Source organism: Enterococcus sp. AZ171, assembly GCF_051714005.1.
In the GTDB taxonomy this organism is placed as follows: Bacteria; Bacillota; Bacilli; order Lactobacillales; family Enterococcaceae; genus Enterococcus_B; species Enterococcus_B pernyi.
This window is the reverse complement of sequence record NZ_JBIORA010000001.1, coordinates 162,014-180,829: the sequence shown is the minus strand read 5'-3', so window position 1 is coordinate 180,829 and position 18,816 is coordinate 162,014. Positions and strand designations below refer to the sequence as shown.

Below are 18,816 nucleotides of genomic sequence, written 5' to 3'. Positions count from 1 at the left end.
TGATAGTTTAAAGTAAAAAAGTGAGATTCACGCGAACCCCACTTTCTGTTAAAAATTAACGGCGTAAGCCTAGACGTTGGATCAATTCACGGTAACGTTGAACGTCAGTTTTACGTAAGTAAGCTAACAAGTTACGACGATGACCAACTTTTTTCATCAAACCACGGTATGAATGATGATCTTTTTTGTGAACACGTGCATGTTCGTTCAAGTGGTTGATTTCTTCAGTTAATACAGCGATTTGTACTTCTGGAGAACCAGTATCTCCTTCATGACGTGCGTAATCTTTGATGATTTCGTTTTTACGTTCTTTTGAAATTGCCATTTCTTTCACCTCGTTTAATTATTCCCCTGTGACTGAGTAAAACGTTGGTGATTCGTTTAACCAAGTAACAGGACATATGCTTTAAACATACAGCTATACTTTACCTGAATCTTTCTAATAAATCAAGTGTAGAATCCTTAAGAAAATCTAGTTGATTAAACAATCAGGCTACTACTTTTTCAAATTTATGGTAAACTATTAACCGAAAAGAGAGTGTTTGATAAGAAAGGGGTACATATTCCATGATCACAATGGATGATATTATTCGAGAAGGCAATCCAACATTACGTGAAGTAGCGCAAGAAGTCGCTCTTCCACTCAGTGAGGAAGATCTTTTATTAGGAGAAGAAATGTTGGAATTTCTTAAAAATAGCCAAGATCCAATCAAAGCAGAAGAATTAAATTTACGTGGTGGTGTCGGCCTAGCTGCGCCCCAGCTTGATATTTCAAAACGGATCATTGCGGTCCACGTACCAAATCCAGATCCAGAAATCACAGAACCAACGTTGAGTACGGTCATGTATAACCCAAAAATCTTGAGCCATTCCGTCCAGAATGCTTGCTTAGGCGAAGGTGAAGGCTGTTTATCAGTCGATCGTGAAGTTCCTGGGTATGTTGTGCGCCATGCAAAAATCACGCTTTCGTATTATGACAAAAACGGTGAGAAACAAAAAATCCGTTTAAAAAATTATGAATCCATCGTGGTGCAACATGAAATTGACCATATCAATGGCGTAATGTTCTATGACCATATCAACGACCAAAATCCTTTTGCCTTAAAAGAAGGCGTCTTGGTGATCGAGTAATAATGGAGAATCACAAAAATGAACAGAGAGTGGCAGTTGCATCTGCTTTTCTCTGTTCATTTTTTCTACCGTAGAAAATCATCTTAGCCTTGTTCCATCATTTTTAAGAAATGGAGAAACGGAGACACTTGTTCCTTGTATCGAATACTCTTACATCTTCTTTTAAAGTTAAAAAGCTTAGCGAATCAACGTTCCGACATTTTTTTATGTTGGTATGTTGTTTTCTGGTGCATCCCGAGATTCTTTCCAAATCTAGTTTGCCGAAAATCAGTTAACGATGTAGCCATCCTAACTTTTTCTGAATTGATTTGTTTGGTAGTCTCATTTTCTGCTGGAGTGCTTCTCCCTTTTTCAAATAGATTATTGAACCGAGTCACAATACTACTAAAGCAATGGGTTTTACTTTTAGCTTCCTCTCTAGTGTTCGTGCTTCGATCATTCATCCCCACCACTTTTATTTGATACGATTGACTTTTTCTTTGAATTGATTGATCGGTAGCTTGATCAATTAATCGTTTTATTGGTTTGTGTAGTGGATCTAGCCTCACTTCGCCTCTGATATCAGGTGCTATTCTTCCAAATAGTGTACTTACATTTTTGTACAGCTTCAACTCATCTAAGGATTCTTCTATTACACTTTCCTTGTTTTGTGAAGTTTCTTTTCCAAATAAGCTGCTTTTGAAACTATCTAATTCATTTTTTTGTTCATTTGAACGCATTTTGGCAACTACAACTTGACCTTTTTTTACTACCGTGGTTAATTGGGTAACGACCCTCTTGAAATCTTTAAGGTTATCAGTGACTACTACTTTAGCTTTTTGTGGTTCGATCTGATCTAGCGAAGTGAATGTCCGTTCACATTTCTTGGTCTCTTCGTTTAACGGTAGAAGTACATCGATAGTTGCTTTTTTGGGCACCCCTATATGTAGATCCTCTATAGGAAAGTGTTCATTTTTGATAACTGATTTTGGCACACGATTTGCCCATAATTCCGGATCACGCTCCCATGGTGCAACTGCTCTTTGCCCATTTTCCCAAAAAACAAGTCTACCTTGCAGTTGGTTTCTTTGAAGATACAAGACTCGCAGCGCATGATCGAACACCTCATTTCTAAAACCGTCAATTGTTTGATCCATTTGATAGGGAGGCGAATCTAATGGTACCCATAGCTCAACATCTTCTCTTTTTTTTACAGCTTCAATCAGGATCAATTCAGAACGGTGGATCAAGGGATTTTGGCTCCCCGCATCTACAATCTCTTCAAAGACTTGATTAGTATATTCTATTGTTTGTGTATACTCTTGCCTCTCTCCCAATGATTGGATTGGATAAACAGCGTTTGTGTTCAAATCTATGCTATCTCTCATTACTTGAATAATTTCTTTAAGTAGAGGATTGTCCTGTATTGCTCTTTCTAGATCCTTGTAATTAAATGAACGTTTTCTTAAGGCGTGAAAAATCATTTCTATGTAAACTTTCGAATCATGGGGTATCTTTTTTTGTCTAGGATCTAAATGATCCAATTTTTCCATTAAGCCTTTTCTATCCTGTTCGTCACCAAAAACCAATATGTGTTTTAACTTCTCGACATTTTTTTCTATTGGAGAGATCGTTTTCTGTGGGACATGAATCAAGGCAGGTTCGCTCAGTTTCTGCTCGATCTTTGTTTCTTTTGGTACTTGGCGTTGGTGTAATTCCTCTTGTACTTCCTGTTCTTTCTTTTCTAAGCTAGCTATCATTCGTTGGGTCATTTCCTTAGCTATCGGAACCTGGATAAATGGTAAACGACCATTAATTATGTTGGTTATATACTTTTGTTCATCAAGATATTCTATTAAATCAGCAGAAGAAATCTCTGCAAGCTTACTCGTAGAATGAATGCCCAGTGACTTAATGATATTGTTGGATTTTTCTTGGATCAGGTTCTCATCTATAGTTGGAAGTTCTCCAGGATGATCGAATATTGCTGAAATATAAGGATCTTCCTTAAAAAGAAAATGGATTTGTAGATGCCATCGACGCTTTTTAGTATCAATGTTTTCTAAAAATTCACTTTTGAGCTGCCCTTTTTTATATAAATAATGAAAATATATATAATCAAGCTGCCGATTTAGCTCTGGATTCTTGCCTTTCAAAGCCATCAGAAATCGCTTACGCATTTCTAAAATCGATTCCACATGTTCTGAATGCCATTTAGGTGTCACTTGCTCACTCGTATCTAAAGAAAAGATATCTTTCCTACAATGAAATAAAATTGTTTTTAGCGCAGCATCAACCTCGTTAACTGAACAATTTCCAGTCTTTTGTCCTTTCATGACGATGGTTGGTATACCGATCGATTCGTTTTGGGTGGAAAGAGCTGCTAACCTTTTCAATACAAAATATGGTTTGCGAACTTCATGAAATCGCTCTTTAAGAAACAGTTCACTTAGTTCCGCAATATTTGTCGGAGGAATTTCAAAATAAGAAACCGTTTGATCATCGAAGTACCTCTCTTTATCCACCTTCATCACTACAAAAGAATTATTTTTTTTATAAACGGTCAATCCACATGTATGAGGTGAAACTTGTCCATGCTCTCCTGGATAAAAAGAAGAAGGTATCAACATGAAATCTGTTGAATCATTATTTCTCAATTTTTCAAAAATCATTTGAACTTATTCTTTTTTCTCAAAATCATAAAAATCTTTGGTCCGTTTTAGCGATTCAATGATATTTTCTTTTTGGCTTTTTTTTTTATAAAAAATTCGTCTTGATCGTCATGAATCATTTGGATATACGTTGAGAATAATAATTGATAATCTTTATTTAAACCAAAATGATTGATATTTTCTTGTAGTGATAAAGACAAAGCTAATAAATCCAACTTTTTTCTAAAGTCATTCGTTAAGTCAGTTGTTGTTTGATTTAACATCGTTGACCTCCATATAATTATTATTTTTTACTCTTTCGTTTTCAAATACGTATTTTTTTCTCAGTCAGCGCAAACGCTCCTTGACACGTAACGTTTGCTTGCTTTGTGATTGACTGTTCGTCTTTGCATATGTTTTCAATTGTTTAAATTCTTTTTTCTCAGTAAGCATAGACACTTCTGGTTGTGCCAGGCTCTTTGACTTAGGCTGATAGGTCGCCCAAAACTCCGGATCAGACTCCCAAGGTGGAGAAACAAATTTTTTCTTTTCAATAAAAACGACTCGCTGCTTGAACCGCTCCCAGTTTCGATATATATATCGAAGTTCACTTCCAGTAATACCGGGGACTTTTTTTACTACTCTTAAATCACAAAGTTCGTCTAATAGAAAGACTACTGTTACATGTTGAGACAACAAAGTAAGTTCTAGCCCTATTTTACAGCCTTTTTTTATGAAGTGTTGCTTGATCTCTGGACGATCAAATTGTGTATAGTCTTCTGAAATGACCTCTTTAAAGATGTTTTTCAATTGAAATTTTTCAATCGTTTGTGTGATATGATAATATTTTTCCCACAATGGTAAATAGCGTTCCTTTTCGGGGAGGTAATCAATCCAATGACTAAAAAATTCTTCTCTACTTTTTTCTGTAGGACAATGTTTTATATATTCAAAAGTACTGTTCATTAAAATATCATTATACTTATCGATATTAACATCATTTGTGTCCTTATATTGGAAATGCTTTAACAAAACTTGATCTTCATATTTAAAGTGGATACGTGCTACCCATAATCCGTAGATTAGAAGATGTCTCTCTGACGGGAAAATAGCCGCTGATTTTCTCAAATCATTTTCCACACAATTTCTCCATAATCTAGCATTTCTTTCCCAAGGAGCTGCAACGACTTGTCCATTCTCCCAAAAGACAATTGAAGCTTTTAGGTTGTCTTTTTCATGATATAAACTACGCAAAGTAAAATCGGCATACTCGTTTTGCTCCCCTCTGATCGTCGAAACAAAATTCTCTCCATAAGAATCCAAAGGTATCCAAATCGCAAGATCACTTCGCTTTTTCGCAACTTCAAGCATCAATAATTCTGTTTTTTTTAACAGTTGCATTCGTATACTGTAAATCAAAGTATCTCTCATTGAATGATTGGCAAATTGTCCTGTTTCCTTGTATTGTTGATACTCTTCAAGAAACGGCTCCGAGTAGATCCTGTGCAATTGAAACCTTGGGTCCTCCATCATGATGGCTTGAATATCTTCCCAGAGTGGGTATTTGCTGCCTGCTTTTATTTGGTCAATCAACTCTTTGGGTTGAAGAGAGAAATTCTCAAAAGGTTGTTGAATGAGATAGTCGACTAACTCTTCCATATAAACCAATGGGTCATATGGATTTGTTTTTTTCCTGAGTTCTCTATAATTCAACTGTTGTTCCAAAGTGCTTTCAGCTGCTCCAAAGCAAAGAATTATTTTTTGATTTGTTCCTCGAAGCATTTTTCTCCCTCTTTCAATAAAAGTATTTGTAGCATTTCTGTTCATTATAGTTAAAGTTTTGCCATAGCATAAATCAATTATTTTATAAATAAAGAAAAAATGAGATTGAGATAGAAGTAAAAACACTCCTATCTCAATCTCATAAAGTAAATTATTGATTCCCTTCGAACAAGATGCCTGCTTCTGCCAAGCCTTGTTTGATTTGTTGCAATACTTCCTTATGTGAGTAACGGATCGTATGCAGATGGATCCCATCCGTTAATTCAGACAATAACGAAGCCTGACTTTTCCGATAACGTTTCATAAATGAACGAATATCTTCTGCTGTCTTGATATGAAGCATTCCTGTCAGTTCGCCGTACAAGGGATGCTCAACGATGACGTCTAGTATCTCGCCACCATGAGCAACGATCAACTGCAGTTCTTCCTCTGTTTGTTCTCTCTGATGTTGTACCGCAATTTTACTGATGAACCCATTTTTGTCTTGTTCATCTTCCAAAAGATATCCTCTGGCCGTCGCCACGATCGCTTCTCCTGCCGCTCGTAGCAACGCAATGTCTCCTACAATGATTTGGCGGCTGACACCAAAACGAGTAGCAAACTTACTGGCACTGACAGGTTTCTCTGCATCAACTAGCGTTTCAATAATTTCTTTTCGGCGAGTTTCTCCTTCAATCATTTATCTACTCCATTCGTTTCTTTTGATAGTTTCGTGAGTGCTTCATGATATCTGCATAAGTAGCTAAGATCGTCTCACTGTATTCTGGTGTTTTCAACCAACTGGCAACTTTATCCAACACTTGTTGTTCTCTTTTTCCATCGTAAACCGCTTGGTTAGTTGCTCGTTTGACATCACCGATCTTCGTGACGGTAGCCATTCTTTTTTCAAGTAGTTCTACTAATTGGTGATCGATTTGATCAATCGATTGTCTCAACTCTTCCAATGACTCTTCAGGCATTGGTTCATCGATGCGTTTGATGATCCGTGCCGGATTCCCTGCGATCACTACATTATCTGGGAACGATTTGGTCACGACTGCTCCCGCCCCGACCACGACATTGTCTCCTAAAGTCACTCCAGGAGTGATGATCACTCCACCACCTAGCCACACATTATTGCCGATTTCGATTGGTTTAGCAAATTCTAACCCACTATTTCGCTTCACTGGATGTAGTGGATGTGTGGCAGTATAAAGCTGAACATTAGGGGCAAACATGCAGTTATCACCAATTTTGATCGTACTGGCATCTAAGAATGTACAATTAAAGTTCGCATAAAAATTCTCACCTACGTAAATATTACAGCCGTAATCAAAATTGATCGTTGGTTCCATATAAATCTTCTCACCGGTAGCACCAAATGTCTCTTTAAGTAATTGACTGCGAAGTTCACTTGTTTCCGCTTGGTTGATGATCTGGCTTTGACTTCGAGCAAATTTTCTATCGGCTGATAATTCTGGATCACCCGCAAAATAAAGTTCACCGGCGATCATTTTTTCTTTTTCTGTTTTAGCTGTCATTTTACACTCTCCTGTACTTTTTTGAACACCTTCGTTCCATCTGTTTGGACAAATCGGTACGCCTCTGATAGATAGACAGGGGTCTGATTGATGACTAATAGCTTCGCTTGTGGTGAGCGAAACTGGATCAAATCACAAAAAGGATGGACTTGGAAACTTGTCCCTACAATCACAATCAAGTCGGCCTGACTGACAGCAAAAGCTGCTTGCTCTAATACTTCATCCTGGAACCCTTCTCCATATAACACAATATCTGGGCGGATCTGGCCACCACACAGTTGATGCTTGTCACTGGTCAGATAATCTTGCCAGTCAACAGGTTGATGGCAGTTTCGACAATAACAATGATACAGATTCCCATGAAAATTAACTAGTTTTTTACTTCCAGCTTTTTCATGTAACCTATCGATATTTTGCGAAACGACCCATACCTCTTTTTCTTTAGCCAACTCTACGATTTCTCGATGGATGATATTCGGGCGTGCTTCGGGATGATAAAGATGTTTGAGAAACGAATAAAATTTTTGTGGTTCTTCATCCATCGCTTGATGACTCAACAAATATTCTGGACGATCCATCCCTTGGTAAACACCTGTTAGTGAACGATAATCGGGTATTCCAGAAGGTGTGGACACACCTGCCCCTGTTAGAAAGGTCAGTTTTTGACTTTCAATTATCGCTGTCGCTGCTTCTTCAATTGTTTGTTCCAACATTTATCACTCACCTCTCTTCTATTATAATCGAAATAAAATGAAACATACCCTCAATCGAATGAAAATTCAGAGATTTTTTTTGAGAAAATACTCACAAACATCACTGACAAAACAATGAAAACGTGCTACAATACCAATGATCTGTATATTTTGAGTATGAAATGAGGTGAATCAATATGGTTGCATTCTTAATTTATTGGGGCGTTATTTTAGCATGTATCGCTTGGTTAGCATTAAGTATTTATTTCTCTATCTTCTATCTAGTACGTAAAGAAAATGGAAATCTATGGGCGTTTGCCTTTTTCAATGTATTGGCAGCAATTGTTCTAGCAATTACATTAGTTGTTTATCGCACATGGGGCTGGGGGATCACACAATACTCTAGTTTGATCTATCTCGTTTTAGCTATTTATGGGGTAACAGTTATTTTACAAGCCATTCTTGGTCGTGAACCTAAGAAAGCTACAGCTTAAAATACTTTTAGATAAAAAAGGAAACAGACTGCGTGATTTTGCAGTCTGTTTTTCGTTATTTTACTATCATTTAAGTGTTGCATAAAATGTATAATTATTCTTTTTTTGAAAACATTCTCTTTTCCTTTTTTCATGAAAGAAATTAAATAAACAGGATATTTCTTTATTTATCAACTTTTTTCTGCAAAAATGTAGTTTCTCATTGACAAAGTGGCTACTCTATCGTAGACTATTTTTTGTATAAATAACTGAATACGAGATGCCTCAATCAATGAGGTAGAGGTCGCGAGAATCATTAAACCTGTGGAGTGAAGCAAACATGTGGAAGCAGGGCTAGGGAGGATCGCCGAAATGTACTTTTTTTTGCTTAAAAAGTATGTTGGGACGTAAGTTAACAGCTTACGGACTGTCTTAGCAGTGATGCTAAGTTGCGCTATGTTTTGTGAGAGGTTTATCACTCTGTGAAATTTAGCGGCCCTTTTGTACCTACAAAGCGGTCGTTTTTTATTTCTCCTTGATAAGCAACTGCAATGCATGTATTCGACCACTCGTGTCAAGGCGCTTTGGTTATCAGCCAAAGAAGCTGAGCGAACGTTGGTCTTATCAGTATATGCCTGAAGGACCACGTACGTGAACAAACAAAAAGGAGAAGACAGATGAAAAAAAATTCAGTTACACTCACTCTAATTTTTACGTTTATTCTATCGATCTTTAGCTTGACCACTTTGGCTCATGCAGATGATAAAACACCGAGCGATCAATTTCGTGTCGGAATGGAAGCTGGTTATGCGCCCTTTAACTGGTCTCAACAAACAGATGCAAACAATGCCTATCCAATTCAAGGACAAAACAGCTTTGCTGGCGGATATGATGTACAAATTGCCAAAAAGGTAGCTGAAGGTTTAGGAAAAGAACTAGTCATTGTCCAAACGAAATGGGACGGTTTACCGCCTGCCCTTCAATCTGGAAAGATCGATGCAATCATTGCCGGCATGAGTCCGACGGCAGAACGCCAAAAAGAAATCGACTTTACTGATCCATACTATGAATCAGAACTTGTGATTGTCGTACAAAAAGATGGTAAGTTTGCGAATGCGACTAGCTTAGAAGATCTTTCTGGCGCAAAAATCACTGCACAATTGAATACATTCCACTATAACGTGATCGATCAGATCCCAGGAGTGGACAAGCAACAAGCAATGGATAACTTTTCAGCCATGCGAACAGCACTAGCTTCTGGCATGATTGACGGTTATGTTAGTGAACGTCCAGAAGGGGTAACCGCCACAAGCGTCAACCCAGCCTTGAAAATGCTCGAACTAGATGAAGCAAATGGCTTTCAAACAAATCCCGAAGATGTCCAGATTGCTGTAGGGATGCGTAAAGGTGATCCTGATCTTCAACAAGTCAACCAAATATTAAGCGGCATTTCTCATGATGATCGTATTGCTATCATGGACCAAGCCATTGAAGACCAACCTGCGTCAACGGATGGAGATGCAGAAGAAACTGGCTTGCTCCATGATTTCAAGACGATTTGGGATCAATATGGCAACATGTTCTTACGCGGAGCTGGTTTGACACTATTTATCGCATTGATCGGTACAGTTGTAGGAACAACATTGGGTTTATTGATTGGCGTCTTTCGCTCAATTCCAGAATCTGATAATAAAGTGACACGCTTCTTCCAAAAAGTAGCTAATTTCTTATTATCTGTTTATATCGAAGTCTTCCGTGGTACACCAATGATGGTTCAAGCCATGGTCATCTTCTATGGTTTGGCTCTAGCCTTTGGTATTTCTCTGGATCGCACGATTGCTGCGTTGTTCATCGTTTCGATCAACACCGGTGCGTATATGACTGAGATTGTACGTGGTGGGATTTTTGCAGTAGATGGCGGACAATTTGAAGCAGCCCAAGCAATCGGCATGACCCACAGTCAAACGATGCGTAAAGTAGTGATTCCGCAAGTATTGAGAAATATTTTGCCGGCTACTGGAAATGAGTTTGTCATCAATATCAAAGACACCGCCGTATTAAGTGTCATTGGTGTAGCAGATCTATTCTTCCAAGGAAACTCTGCCTCTGGTGCCAACTTCCAATTCTTCCAAACATTCACGATCGTTGGGATCATCTACTTGATCATGACCTTCACGATCACAAGAATCCTACGTGTGATTGAGAAGAAAATCGACGGACCTACTGCGTATACAAAAATTGAAGAAGTCAACAACGCGAACCTACAGGAATAAGGAGGCAGTCCTATGAGTGAGAATATCATCGAAATCAATCATTTAAGTAAAAAATTCGGCGACAATGAAGTGCTGAAAGATATTAGCATGACCGTCAATAAAGGGGAAGTCGTGACCATCATCGGTTCCTCTGGTTCAGGTAAATCAACATTCTTACGTTGTATCAATTTACTAGAAAAACCATCAGGCGGCGAGATCATTTACAACAACGAAAACGTCTTAGCACCAAAATATAATTTACCAAAGTATCGGACAAATGTCGGTATGGTTTTCCAATCTTTCAATCTTTTCAATAATATGAATGTTTTAGAAAATTGTATTTCTGGACAAACCACTGTCTTAAAAAGAGAGAAAGAGCATGCCCGTAAAGTGGCAATCGAAAACTTAGAAAAAGTCGGTATGAGACAATACATCGAAGCTCGTCCTTCTCAACTATCCGGTGGTCAAAAACAACGGGTCGCTATCGCTCGTGCTCTATCAATGAACCCTGATGTGATGCTCTTCGATGAGCCAACTTCTGCCCTTGATCCTGAAATGGTCGGTGAAGTATTGAATACGATCAAAGATCTAGCCCATACTGGACTGACAATGATCATCGTAACCCATGAAATGGAATTTGCGAAAGAGGTATCTGACCGAGTGATCTTCATGGATAAAGGTGTGATCGCGGAAGAAGGAAGTCCTGAAGATATCTTCGTTCATCCAAAAGAAACACGTACGAAAGAGTTCTTGTCACGCATTTTGAATAACTAATAAAGTATCAAATCACCCTTAGTATTCAAACTACCGCAACTTGATTGAGCAAGGTCATCCTACTCAAAAAGTTGCGGTTCTTCTTTTTATTTATTGTTTTTTGTTCCGATCGCTTTATCAGTTGAACTTTTGCGCAACCTCACGTAACATGTGGTTGTGAGAAACCTCTTCAAATTAAGAAGATTCAGATATTGGAGTGATCTTTTGACTAACATTTTTTCGAGGCAGTGAAAACACGCTACTTATTCCTCTCACTGGGTTAGCAGTCGTTTCGTCAATGTGTAGCATCATTCTAGAGAATTCGATAATTTTCAGAAAATTGTTGCAATTCATCACATAATTTGTTACTTTTAACAAAATACAAAAAAGTAAAGGAGTTTTCTATGTCAAAAAAATTATCATTCAAAGAAAATCTATTCATCGGTTCCATGCTATTTGGCCTATTTTTTGGAGCTGGTAATCTTATATTTCCTGTCCATATGGGGCAAGAAGCTGGTGCGGATATCTTCTGGGCAAATCTTGGCTTTTTAGTTACAGGGATCGGTTTACCATTCTTAGGTGTCATTGCGATCGGTGTTTCAAAGACCTCTGGTGTCTACGAATTAGCACAACGAATCAATAAAACTTATGCACTTATTTTTACTGTCTTACTTTATTTAGTCATTGGTCCATTTTTTGCCTTACCACGTTTGGCAACTACTTCTTTTGAAATTGGCTTAGCACCTTTTATTCCAGCAGAAAATCAAACATTATTTTTAGCTATTTTTAGTTTCTTATTCTTTTTAGCTGCTTGGTGGTTATCCAAACGTCCAACTAAAATCTTGGATTATGTTGGTAAATTTTTGAATCCCGCATTTTTAGTATTACTAGGTATCTTGTTATTACTTGCTTTTATCAACCCACTTGGCTCAGTATCGGATGCGCCTGTCCAACCTCACTACCAAAACCAAGCATTCTTCACTGGTTTTACACAAGGATACAACACGTTGGATGCGTTAGCTGCCTTAGCTTTTGGGATCATTATCGTCACGACGATTCGTGGCATGGGTGTCACAAAGCCTTCTGATATTGCAAGAGATACGATCAAATCAGGCGCGATCAGCATCGTTTTGATGGGGATCATCTATACCCTACTTTCTTATGCAGGAACAATGAGTCTAGGAACATTCCCAATGAGTGCGAATGGTGGTATCGCCTTGGCACAAATTGCTGATCACTATTTAGGAACTTACGGGAGTATCCTATTAGCCTTTATCGTGATTCTTGCTTGTTTAAAAACAGGTATCGGACTGATTACTGCATTCGCAGAAACATTCACTGAATTGTTTCCTAAAAGAAGCTATCTATTCTTTGTAACCGGAACAAGTTTATTAGCATGTTTAGTTGCAAACGTGGGCTTAACGAATATTATTCAGATCTCTTTACCGGTCTTGATGTTTATTTATCCATTGGCAATGACCTTGATCTTACTTGTATTGTTTGGCCCATTATTTAAACAACGTACTTCTGTTTATCGAATGACCACATATTTCACATTACTCGCTTCCATCGTGGATGGACTGAATGCTTGTCCTGATTCAATTAAGCAAACAAGTTTCGTCAAAGGAATTTTAATATTCGCTGATTCCTATCTCCCATTCTTCTCATTGGGAATGGGCTGGATCACACCAGCATTGATTGGCTTTATCATCGGATTACTCTGGAGTTTCTTTAAAAATGAAGAAAAGTCTGACTTGATTGTTAGCTAACAAAAAAAAGAGATGTTTAACTTTTTGTATAAAAAAATTAACAACTTTGGTAAACTTTCGTCACAAAATATTCACAACTCACCTTTAATATATAAGTATACCAACAAACAACCCTAACAACACTTTTTCATTTTTAACTCCTTTCCTGCTAGCTCCCCGGCTAGCAGGTCCTTTTTTTTATTCATACCGATCCAACAAATCAAGTTCTTTGAGAATCTTTAGATTCTCTCTTTAGTAAGAAAAACATATAAAAAAGCTATGAAAAAGCAATCTACTTTTTCATAGCTTTTATTCTTATTTAGATAATCGCTCTTGGTCTCCCGTAGGTGAAAGACTAGTGATTTTTTCGATTTGTTCAATTGGGACGATTCGGATTTGTTGCTCTTGGTTTTGCAAGCGAATCATCACTCGGTCATGCTCAACTGTTTTCGTTGCCACCCAACCGGAAAAGGTTTCGTACTTATTGCTTAGTGGATTCTCGCGCACTTGTAGAATCACTAAACTATTCTGAGCTGCAGCTTTCTGGAGTTCGAGAATGAACTCCCCTTGTAACCGTACATTCTCAGCTTTTTCTTCTGTGTCATTCACAAATGAATCAAAAAGTTGAAACGAAGTATTAGTCACTAACTTTGTCAGTTTCTTCATTGGTGATACTGTTTCTTCATCCATTGAATGTACCCCTCCCCTAGCTAAGAATATGTTACTTAATTACTCCTATTTTATCCAATTTTTCTTAAAAAAACAAGAATATAGTTTATTTTATACCAACTTTTACCTAAAACCGTAAAACAACACATGTGTTATTTTAAGTCGTTTTCCATCCATAATTCAAGCCATTTTTCTAAGCCTTCATTGATCAATCGATAGGTTTCTTCAAAGTTATTCGTGTAATATGGATCAGGTACATTTTGTGCTTTTTTGCCAATGACTGGACTCAAAAATAGTTGGATTTTCTCTTGCGCTTCAATCGGCGCAAGTTGCTTTAAGTCAGCCACATTTGACTGATCCATACCGATGATCCAATCAAATTTTTGGAAGTCTTCTTGACGTATTTGGCGAGCAATCATTTCTTGCGTATCAACATGTTCTTTTGCCAAGATCGCTTGTGTACCTGGATGAGGAGCACTACCTACCTCATAGGTACTTGTTGCAGCCGAATCAATGACGAAGGAATCCAACAGATCCTGTTCTGCTACTTTCTTTTTTAATAACCCTTCTGCCATAGGTGAACGACAAATGTTTCCTAAACAAACAAATAATACTTTCGTCATAGCATTCTCTCCTTTTGTATTCCTATTTTTGGAATCAATGAAAAAAGGTCATTCGTCTTTTATTTCCTGTTCTTCTTCCAATGCGTACAACCGATACGAATACAATTCAGTATCTTTGGCTAAACGAAAGAACTGCATTGCAACTTCTAAGGGTGTTTCTGTATAACCTTGTGTGATCCAATTGACTAAGACTCCACTACAGCCATAAGAGAAAAAACGAGCATAAAATAATTTATCTTTGGAAGTTAGTTGTTTTTCTTCATCCATTTGCTCAAATATTTTAATAAATGAGGGTTGGATCAACGCAGAAAATTGCTTTTGCAGAATCTCCTGTTCTGAACTAACGGTACTTGAATAGAACTGTTTATTTTCGGCAATGGCTTTTAACATCAGCAATGCTTGCTCTTCCCAATTGTCGAGAGAAAGCGATTCTGTTTTTAGGTAATGCAATGAATCTTCATAGTACACCCAACGCAATAAATCATACTTATCGGTGAAATGATAATAAAATGTTTGTCGGTTGATGCCTGCTTCGTGTGCGATCTGTTGCACACTGATTTTGCGAAAAGGCTGTGTTTCGCAAAGCGACACCAAGACTTTTTTGATCATTTGTTTCGTATGTGAAGCGTCTCCCACAATGATCCCTCCCATCTCTTCAATCATTATTCTACTATTTGCTCTTTCAATAGAAAAGAGTGATCACACTTGGTAGTCATAGCCAAAGTGTTCATACGCATAGGCGGTAGCGATCCGCCCACGAGGAGTCCGTTTCAAAAAGCCTTTTTGGATCAAAAAAGGTTCATACATATCTTCGACTGTTTCTCGCTCTTCTCCAATATTAACGGATAAAGTGCTTAGACCTACTGGACCCCCACCATACAGCTCGATCATCGTACGTAGCAATTTCTGATCGACATAATCCAATCCCGCTTGATCGACCTGTAAGAGTGTCAATGCGCGGTCAGCAATCAACTGATCGATCTTGCCATCTCCTTGTACTTGGGCAAAATCACGCACTCGTTTTAACAAGCGATTAGCGATCCGCGGGGTCCCACGGGAACGTCGTGCGATTTCTAAAGCCCCTTCGGTGATGATCTCCGTTTGAAAAATATCGGCAGATCGTAAAACGATTTCTCTTAAATCTTCTTCTTCATAGTATTCCATGTGAGCAATGATTCCAAAACGGTCACGTAAAGGTGCAGACAGCATCCCTGCTCGAGTCGTTGCACCGATCAACGTGAAAGGTGGTAACGGAAAATGAACGGGGTGAGCGGTCGGCCCTTGCCCTACCATGATATCTACATAGAAATCTTCCATCGCCGAATAAAGCATTTCTTCTGCCACGCGAGGTAAGCGATGGATCTCATCAATAAACAAGACATCCCCTGCTTCTAGTTCATTCAAAATTGCCACCAGATCTCCTGGTCGCTCAATGGCTGGTCCACTTGTCGTACGGATATTGACTTGCATCTCGTTTGCGATGACCATAGCCATCGTTGTTTTCCCCAATCCCGGAGGACCGTATAACAAGACGTGGTCTAGCGGTTCTTCACGATTACATGCCGCTTCGATGTAGATACTCAATTCTTGTTTTACTTTATGTTGACCGATATATTGCGCAAGCAATTGAGGGCGCAAAGATTTTTCTAAACTTAATTCATTCTCACCAGGTTCTGGTGAAAGAAGATGTTCATCTGTCATCAAGCGTCCTCCTTACTTTTTCATCATCAATTTCAATGCTTGCCTTAAATACTCATCCGTTGTTTGATTGTCGATTTCTTTAAGTTGTTTCTCTACACGTTTGATTTCACGCTCACTGTAACCAAGAGCAGATAGAGCTTCCATTGCCTCTGATAAGGCACTTGCATCTTGAACCGTTGCTTCATCAAATAAAGAAAATGGCATATCGATACTCAACTCGCCAAACTTGCCTTTTAGATCCAAGATCATTTGTTGTGCTGTTTTTTTACCTACACCTGGGAACTTCGTCAAGTAAGTGACATCGCCAGTTTCCACCGCTTGGATCAAGCCAGAATGATCGTCACTCGCCATGATCGCTAATGCACTTTTCGGTCCGATCCCTGAAACACTGACTAATCGTAAAAACAATTGTTTCTCTTCGAGTGAATCAAAACCGTATAGTAAATGTGCATCTTCACGGATGACTTGATGGACATAGATTTTTACTTCTTTATCTAACTTACTACTATAGCGATAAGGGTTACCTAACGCAATTTGATAGCCCACCCCTTGCGTTTCTACAACGATATAATACGGACTGATAAAAGTCACCATGCCTCTTAGATATTCATACATTGAAATTTCCTCTTTCTTTCGCACACATACGTTCCCATATTTCTATCCATTGTAGCATACTTTGCGATTTAAAAAAAGTGTTCCCAAAAACAGAACTACGAGCTTAGGTCTTTGATAAAGACCCAAACTCGTAGCATATTTTCTCTGTGTATTAGCGATTGATAGACGCTTGACCAATCATTTCTTCATGTTGGACTTGGCCTGATTTACTTAATGAGAAATCAGCCACTTTGTCCGTATTCGTTAGAACAACTAAGACATCTGTTTGTTTACCTGCTTGTTCAACGGCACTGAGATCCATCTCTGCTAGTTGTGTCGTTGGCGAGACCTGATCGCCTTCTTTCACAAGAACATTGAACGGTGCACCCTTTAATTCGACAGTATCAAGTCCCATGTGAACAAGAACTTCCACACCGGTTTCACTTAGAATACCGATGGCATGTTTTGTTTCAAATACACTAGTTACTTTACCATTTACTGGCGAATAGATTTTTTGATTGTCCGGAACGATCGCATAGCCCTCACCCATCATTTTTTGTGAGAAAACTGGATCATTCACTTCTGTAATTGCTTTGATTTTTCCGTCTGCAACGGCGAATAACTCTTCATTGGCAGTGGCTACAGCAGTTGTTCCTGCGGCTTCAAAGTTTTGTGTAGGAATAGATACGCCTTCTGCAGTTTGTAATACACTTACTTCTTCTGGATTGACTGGATCTAATTTGTTCAAGATCCCTTTACGTCTAAATACTACAGTTAAACCAAATGGTACGATGATTGCGATGATCATTGCAATCGTGAATGGTAACCACGTTTGTGCTTGGATTGCTAAGATTCCTGGCAAACCACCGACACCGATCGCATTTGCTCGAACATCCATCAAGTTCGCAAACATTCCTGCTACACCAGAACCGATCATTGCAGCTACAAATGGATACACATATTTCAAGTTGATCCCAAACATTGCGGGTTCCGTTACCCCTAGATAACAAGAAATCATCGCTGGGATAGAAACTTGTTCTTCTTTTTTATTGCCACGATGCAAGAAGATGATTGCAAGTACAGCAGATCCTTGCGCAATATTTGACAATGCGATCATTGGCCATAAATTGGTTGAACCAAAGTCAGCAATCAACTGCATATCGATGGCATTTGTCATATGGTGTAATCCTGTAATAACTAGTGGTGCATATAAGAAACCAAATAACGCACTGAATAACCAGCTGATCGATGAAGTCAAGCCAGTATTCACGATTGATGAGATCCAGTTACCAATTGCCCAACCGACTGGACCTAACACTACATTAGCCGCGATAACAGTTGGTAATAGTGAAAACAGTGGGACAAAAATCATTGAGATCGATTGTGGGATATACTTACGGAAGAAAATCTCTAAATAGGCAAGTAAGAACCCGGCAAGCATCGCTGGAATGACTTGCGCTTGGTAACCAATCATTTGTACTTGTGCAAAGCCAAAGTCCCAAAATGGGATATCTGCAGCGGCAGTTGAAGCGACACTATAGGCATTTAATAATTGCGGTGAAACCAAAGTAATCCCTAAAACAATTCCTAAAATCTGTGTCGTTCCCATTTTCTTTGCAATACTCCAAGTGATCCCTACAGGTAGGAAATGGAAAATCGCTTCCCCAGGTAGCCATAAGAATGAATTCACACCATTCCAGAATGTTGAACTTTCTGCAATCGTTCCACCTAAACTCTCGAACTGAATGCCTTCCAACACGTTACGGAACCCTAAAATCAATCCCCCAACAATGATTGCTGGAATCAATGGTGTGAAGATTTCAGCTAGAACTGCAATTGCTCGTTGCAACGGATTAAGATTCTGTTTTGCAGCAGCTTTACTTTGTTCTTTTGAAACGCCTTCAACTCCTGATACCGCAACAAAGTCGTTATAAAATGTTGAGACATCATTTCCGATGATCACTTGGAATTGACCGGCATTGGTAAACATTCCTTTTACACTGTCGATGTCTTCGATCTCAGCTTCATTTGCTTTTGCAGGGTCATTTAAAACAAAGCGCATACGTGTCGCACAATGGCTGACCGCAGCAATATTTTCTTTCCCGCCGACTCCCTTTAACAGCTTCTCGGCATCTGCTTGATATTTCCCCATAACATAAACCCCTTTCATTTGACTTGTTTATACAAGTTGCTTTGTACTCACACTATAATGTTTTTCTCAACAAATTGCAAGCGTTTTATGCTAAAA

At 38.5% G+C, this 18,816-nt stretch carries 18 protein-coding genes and 1 riboswitch; of the genes, 5 read left to right on the top strand and 13 right to left on the bottom strand.

The annotated features are described in order from the left end of the window. Positions 1 to 55: 55 nt before the first annotated feature. Positions 56 to 325, bottom strand: a complete 270-nt coding sequence (rpsO, locus tag IGJ49_RS00885; protein WP_010734375.1) for a 30S ribosomal protein S15 — start codon at positions 323 to 325, stop codon at positions 56 to 58. 242 nt (positions 326 to 567) lie between these two features. On the opposite strand from rpsO, the gene def reads away from it, so the two are divergent. Beyond that, entirely contained in the window at positions 568 to 1,131 is a 564-nt protein-coding gene (def, locus tag IGJ49_RS00880; RefSeq protein ID WP_010734376.1) for a peptide deformylase, read from the top strand. Between the two features lie 185 nt (positions 1,132 to 1,316). Here the strand turns inward: def and IGJ49_RS00875 are convergent, their stop codons facing one another. The 6 genes from IGJ49_RS00875 to IGJ49_RS00850 all read right to left on the bottom strand — a co-directional run bounded on the left by IGJ49_RS00875 (position 1,317) and on the right by IGJ49_RS00850 (position 7,776). Then, entirely contained in the window at positions 1,317 to 3,782 is a 2,466-nt protein-coding gene (locus IGJ49_RS00875) for a hypothetical protein (protein ID WP_438722183.1), read from the bottom strand. 47 nt (positions 3,783 to 3,829) lie between these two features. After that, a complete protein-coding gene (locus tag IGJ49_RS00870; protein ID WP_153829970.1) occupies positions 3,830 to 4,045 on the bottom strand; it encodes a hypothetical protein in 216 nt (71 codons plus the stop codon). Between the two features lie 64 nt (positions 4,046 to 4,109). After that, positions 4,110 to 5,669 (bottom strand): hypothetical protein, encoded by a 1,560-nt coding sequence (locus IGJ49_RS00865; protein WP_438722182.1) that lies wholly within the window; start codon positions 5,667 to 5,669, stop codon positions 4,110 to 4,112. Positions 5,670 to 5,694: 25 nt separating this feature from the next. Further along, complete coding sequence (locus tag IGJ49_RS00860) at positions 5,695 to 6,222, bottom strand: transcription repressor NadR (RefSeq protein ID WP_010734380.1); 528 nt, start codon at positions 6,220 to 6,222, stop codon at positions 5,695 to 5,697. Between the two features lie 4 nt (positions 6,223 to 6,226). Next, the gene (locus IGJ49_RS00855; RefSeq protein WP_438722181.1) at positions 6,227 to 7,063 is read right to left on the bottom strand and encodes a chorismate mutase; all 837 of its coding nucleotides are present in this window, start codon (positions 7,061 to 7,063) and stop codon (positions 6,227 to 6,229) included. Then, positions 7,060 to 7,776 (bottom strand): NAD-dependent protein deacylase, encoded by a 717-nt coding sequence (locus tag IGJ49_RS00850; RefSeq protein ID WP_438722180.1) that lies wholly within the window; start codon positions 7,774 to 7,776, stop codon positions 7,060 to 7,062. The genes IGJ49_RS00855 and IGJ49_RS00850 overlap by 4 nt, the downstream gene beginning before the upstream one ends. Positions 7,777 to 7,952: 176 nt before the next feature. On the opposite strand from IGJ49_RS00850, the gene IGJ49_RS00845 reads away from it, so the two are divergent. The 4 genes from IGJ49_RS00845 to brnQ all read left to right on the top strand — a co-directional run bounded on the left by IGJ49_RS00845 (position 7,953) and on the right by brnQ (position 13,002). Further along, a complete protein-coding gene (locus IGJ49_RS00845; protein WP_010734383.1) occupies positions 7,953 to 8,249 on the top strand; it encodes a hypothetical protein in 297 nt (98 codons plus the stop codon). Positions 8,250 to 8,518: 269 nt separating this feature from the next. Next, positions 8,519 to 8,693: riboswitch (Lysine riboswitch) on the top strand. Positions 8,694 to 8,905: 212 nt separating this feature from the next. After that, positions 8,906 to 10,501 (top strand): ABC transporter permease subunit, encoded by a 1,596-nt coding sequence (locus tag IGJ49_RS00840; RefSeq protein WP_010734384.1) that lies wholly within the window; start codon positions 8,906 to 8,908, stop codon positions 10,499 to 10,501. Between the two features lie 12 nt (positions 10,502 to 10,513). Then, positions 10,514 to 11,254, top strand: a complete 741-nt coding sequence (locus tag IGJ49_RS00835) for an amino acid ABC transporter ATP-binding protein (RefSeq protein WP_010734385.1) — start codon at positions 10,514 to 10,516, stop codon at positions 11,252 to 11,254. A 383-nt stretch (positions 11,255 to 11,637) separates the two neighbouring features. After that, positions 11,638 to 13,002, top strand: a complete 1,365-nt coding sequence (gene brnQ / locus IGJ49_RS00830) for a branched-chain amino acid transport system II carrier protein (protein WP_023518935.1) — start codon at positions 11,638 to 11,640, stop codon at positions 13,000 to 13,002. A 294-nt stretch (positions 13,003 to 13,296) separates the two neighbouring features. On the opposite strand, the gene IGJ49_RS00825 is transcribed toward brnQ, so the two are convergent. From IGJ49_RS00825 to treP, 6 genes are all read right to left on the bottom strand, one after another. Beyond that, positions 13,297 to 13,671, bottom strand: coding sequence for a hypothetical protein (locus tag IGJ49_RS00825; RefSeq protein WP_019724219.1), 375 nt, complete (start codon positions 13,669 to 13,671; stop codon positions 13,297 to 13,299). Between the two features lie 131 nt (positions 13,672 to 13,802). After that, positions 13,803 to 14,273 carry a low molecular weight protein-tyrosine-phosphatase gene (locus IGJ49_RS00820; RefSeq protein ID WP_010734388.1) on the bottom strand — a complete coding sequence of 157 codons (471 nt, stop codon included), beginning with the start codon at positions 14,271 to 14,273 and terminating at the stop codon, positions 13,803 to 13,805. Between the two features lie 48 nt (positions 14,274 to 14,321). After that, entirely contained in the window at positions 14,322 to 14,936 is a 615-nt protein-coding gene (locus tag IGJ49_RS00815) for a TetR/AcrR family transcriptional regulator (RefSeq protein ID WP_010734389.1), read from the bottom strand. Positions 14,937 to 14,972: 36 nt separating this feature from the next. Beyond that, a complete protein-coding gene (ruvB, locus tag IGJ49_RS00810; RefSeq protein WP_023518933.1) occupies positions 14,973 to 15,974 on the bottom strand; it encodes a Holliday junction branch migration DNA helicase RuvB in 1,002 nt (333 codons plus the stop codon). A 12-nt stretch (positions 15,975 to 15,986) separates the two neighbouring features. Further along, positions 15,987 to 16,589 carry a Holliday junction branch migration protein RuvA gene (gene ruvA, locus IGJ49_RS00805; protein WP_010734391.1) on the bottom strand — a complete coding sequence of 201 codons (603 nt, stop codon included), beginning with the start codon at positions 16,587 to 16,589 and terminating at the stop codon, positions 15,987 to 15,989. A gap of 151 nt (positions 16,590 to 16,740) precedes the next feature. Beyond that, complete coding sequence (gene treP / locus IGJ49_RS00800) at positions 16,741 to 18,720, bottom strand: PTS system trehalose-specific EIIBC component (RefSeq protein ID WP_023518932.1); 1,980 nt, start codon at positions 18,718 to 18,720, stop codon at positions 16,741 to 16,743. Positions 18,721 to 18,816 lie beyond the last annotated feature (96 nt).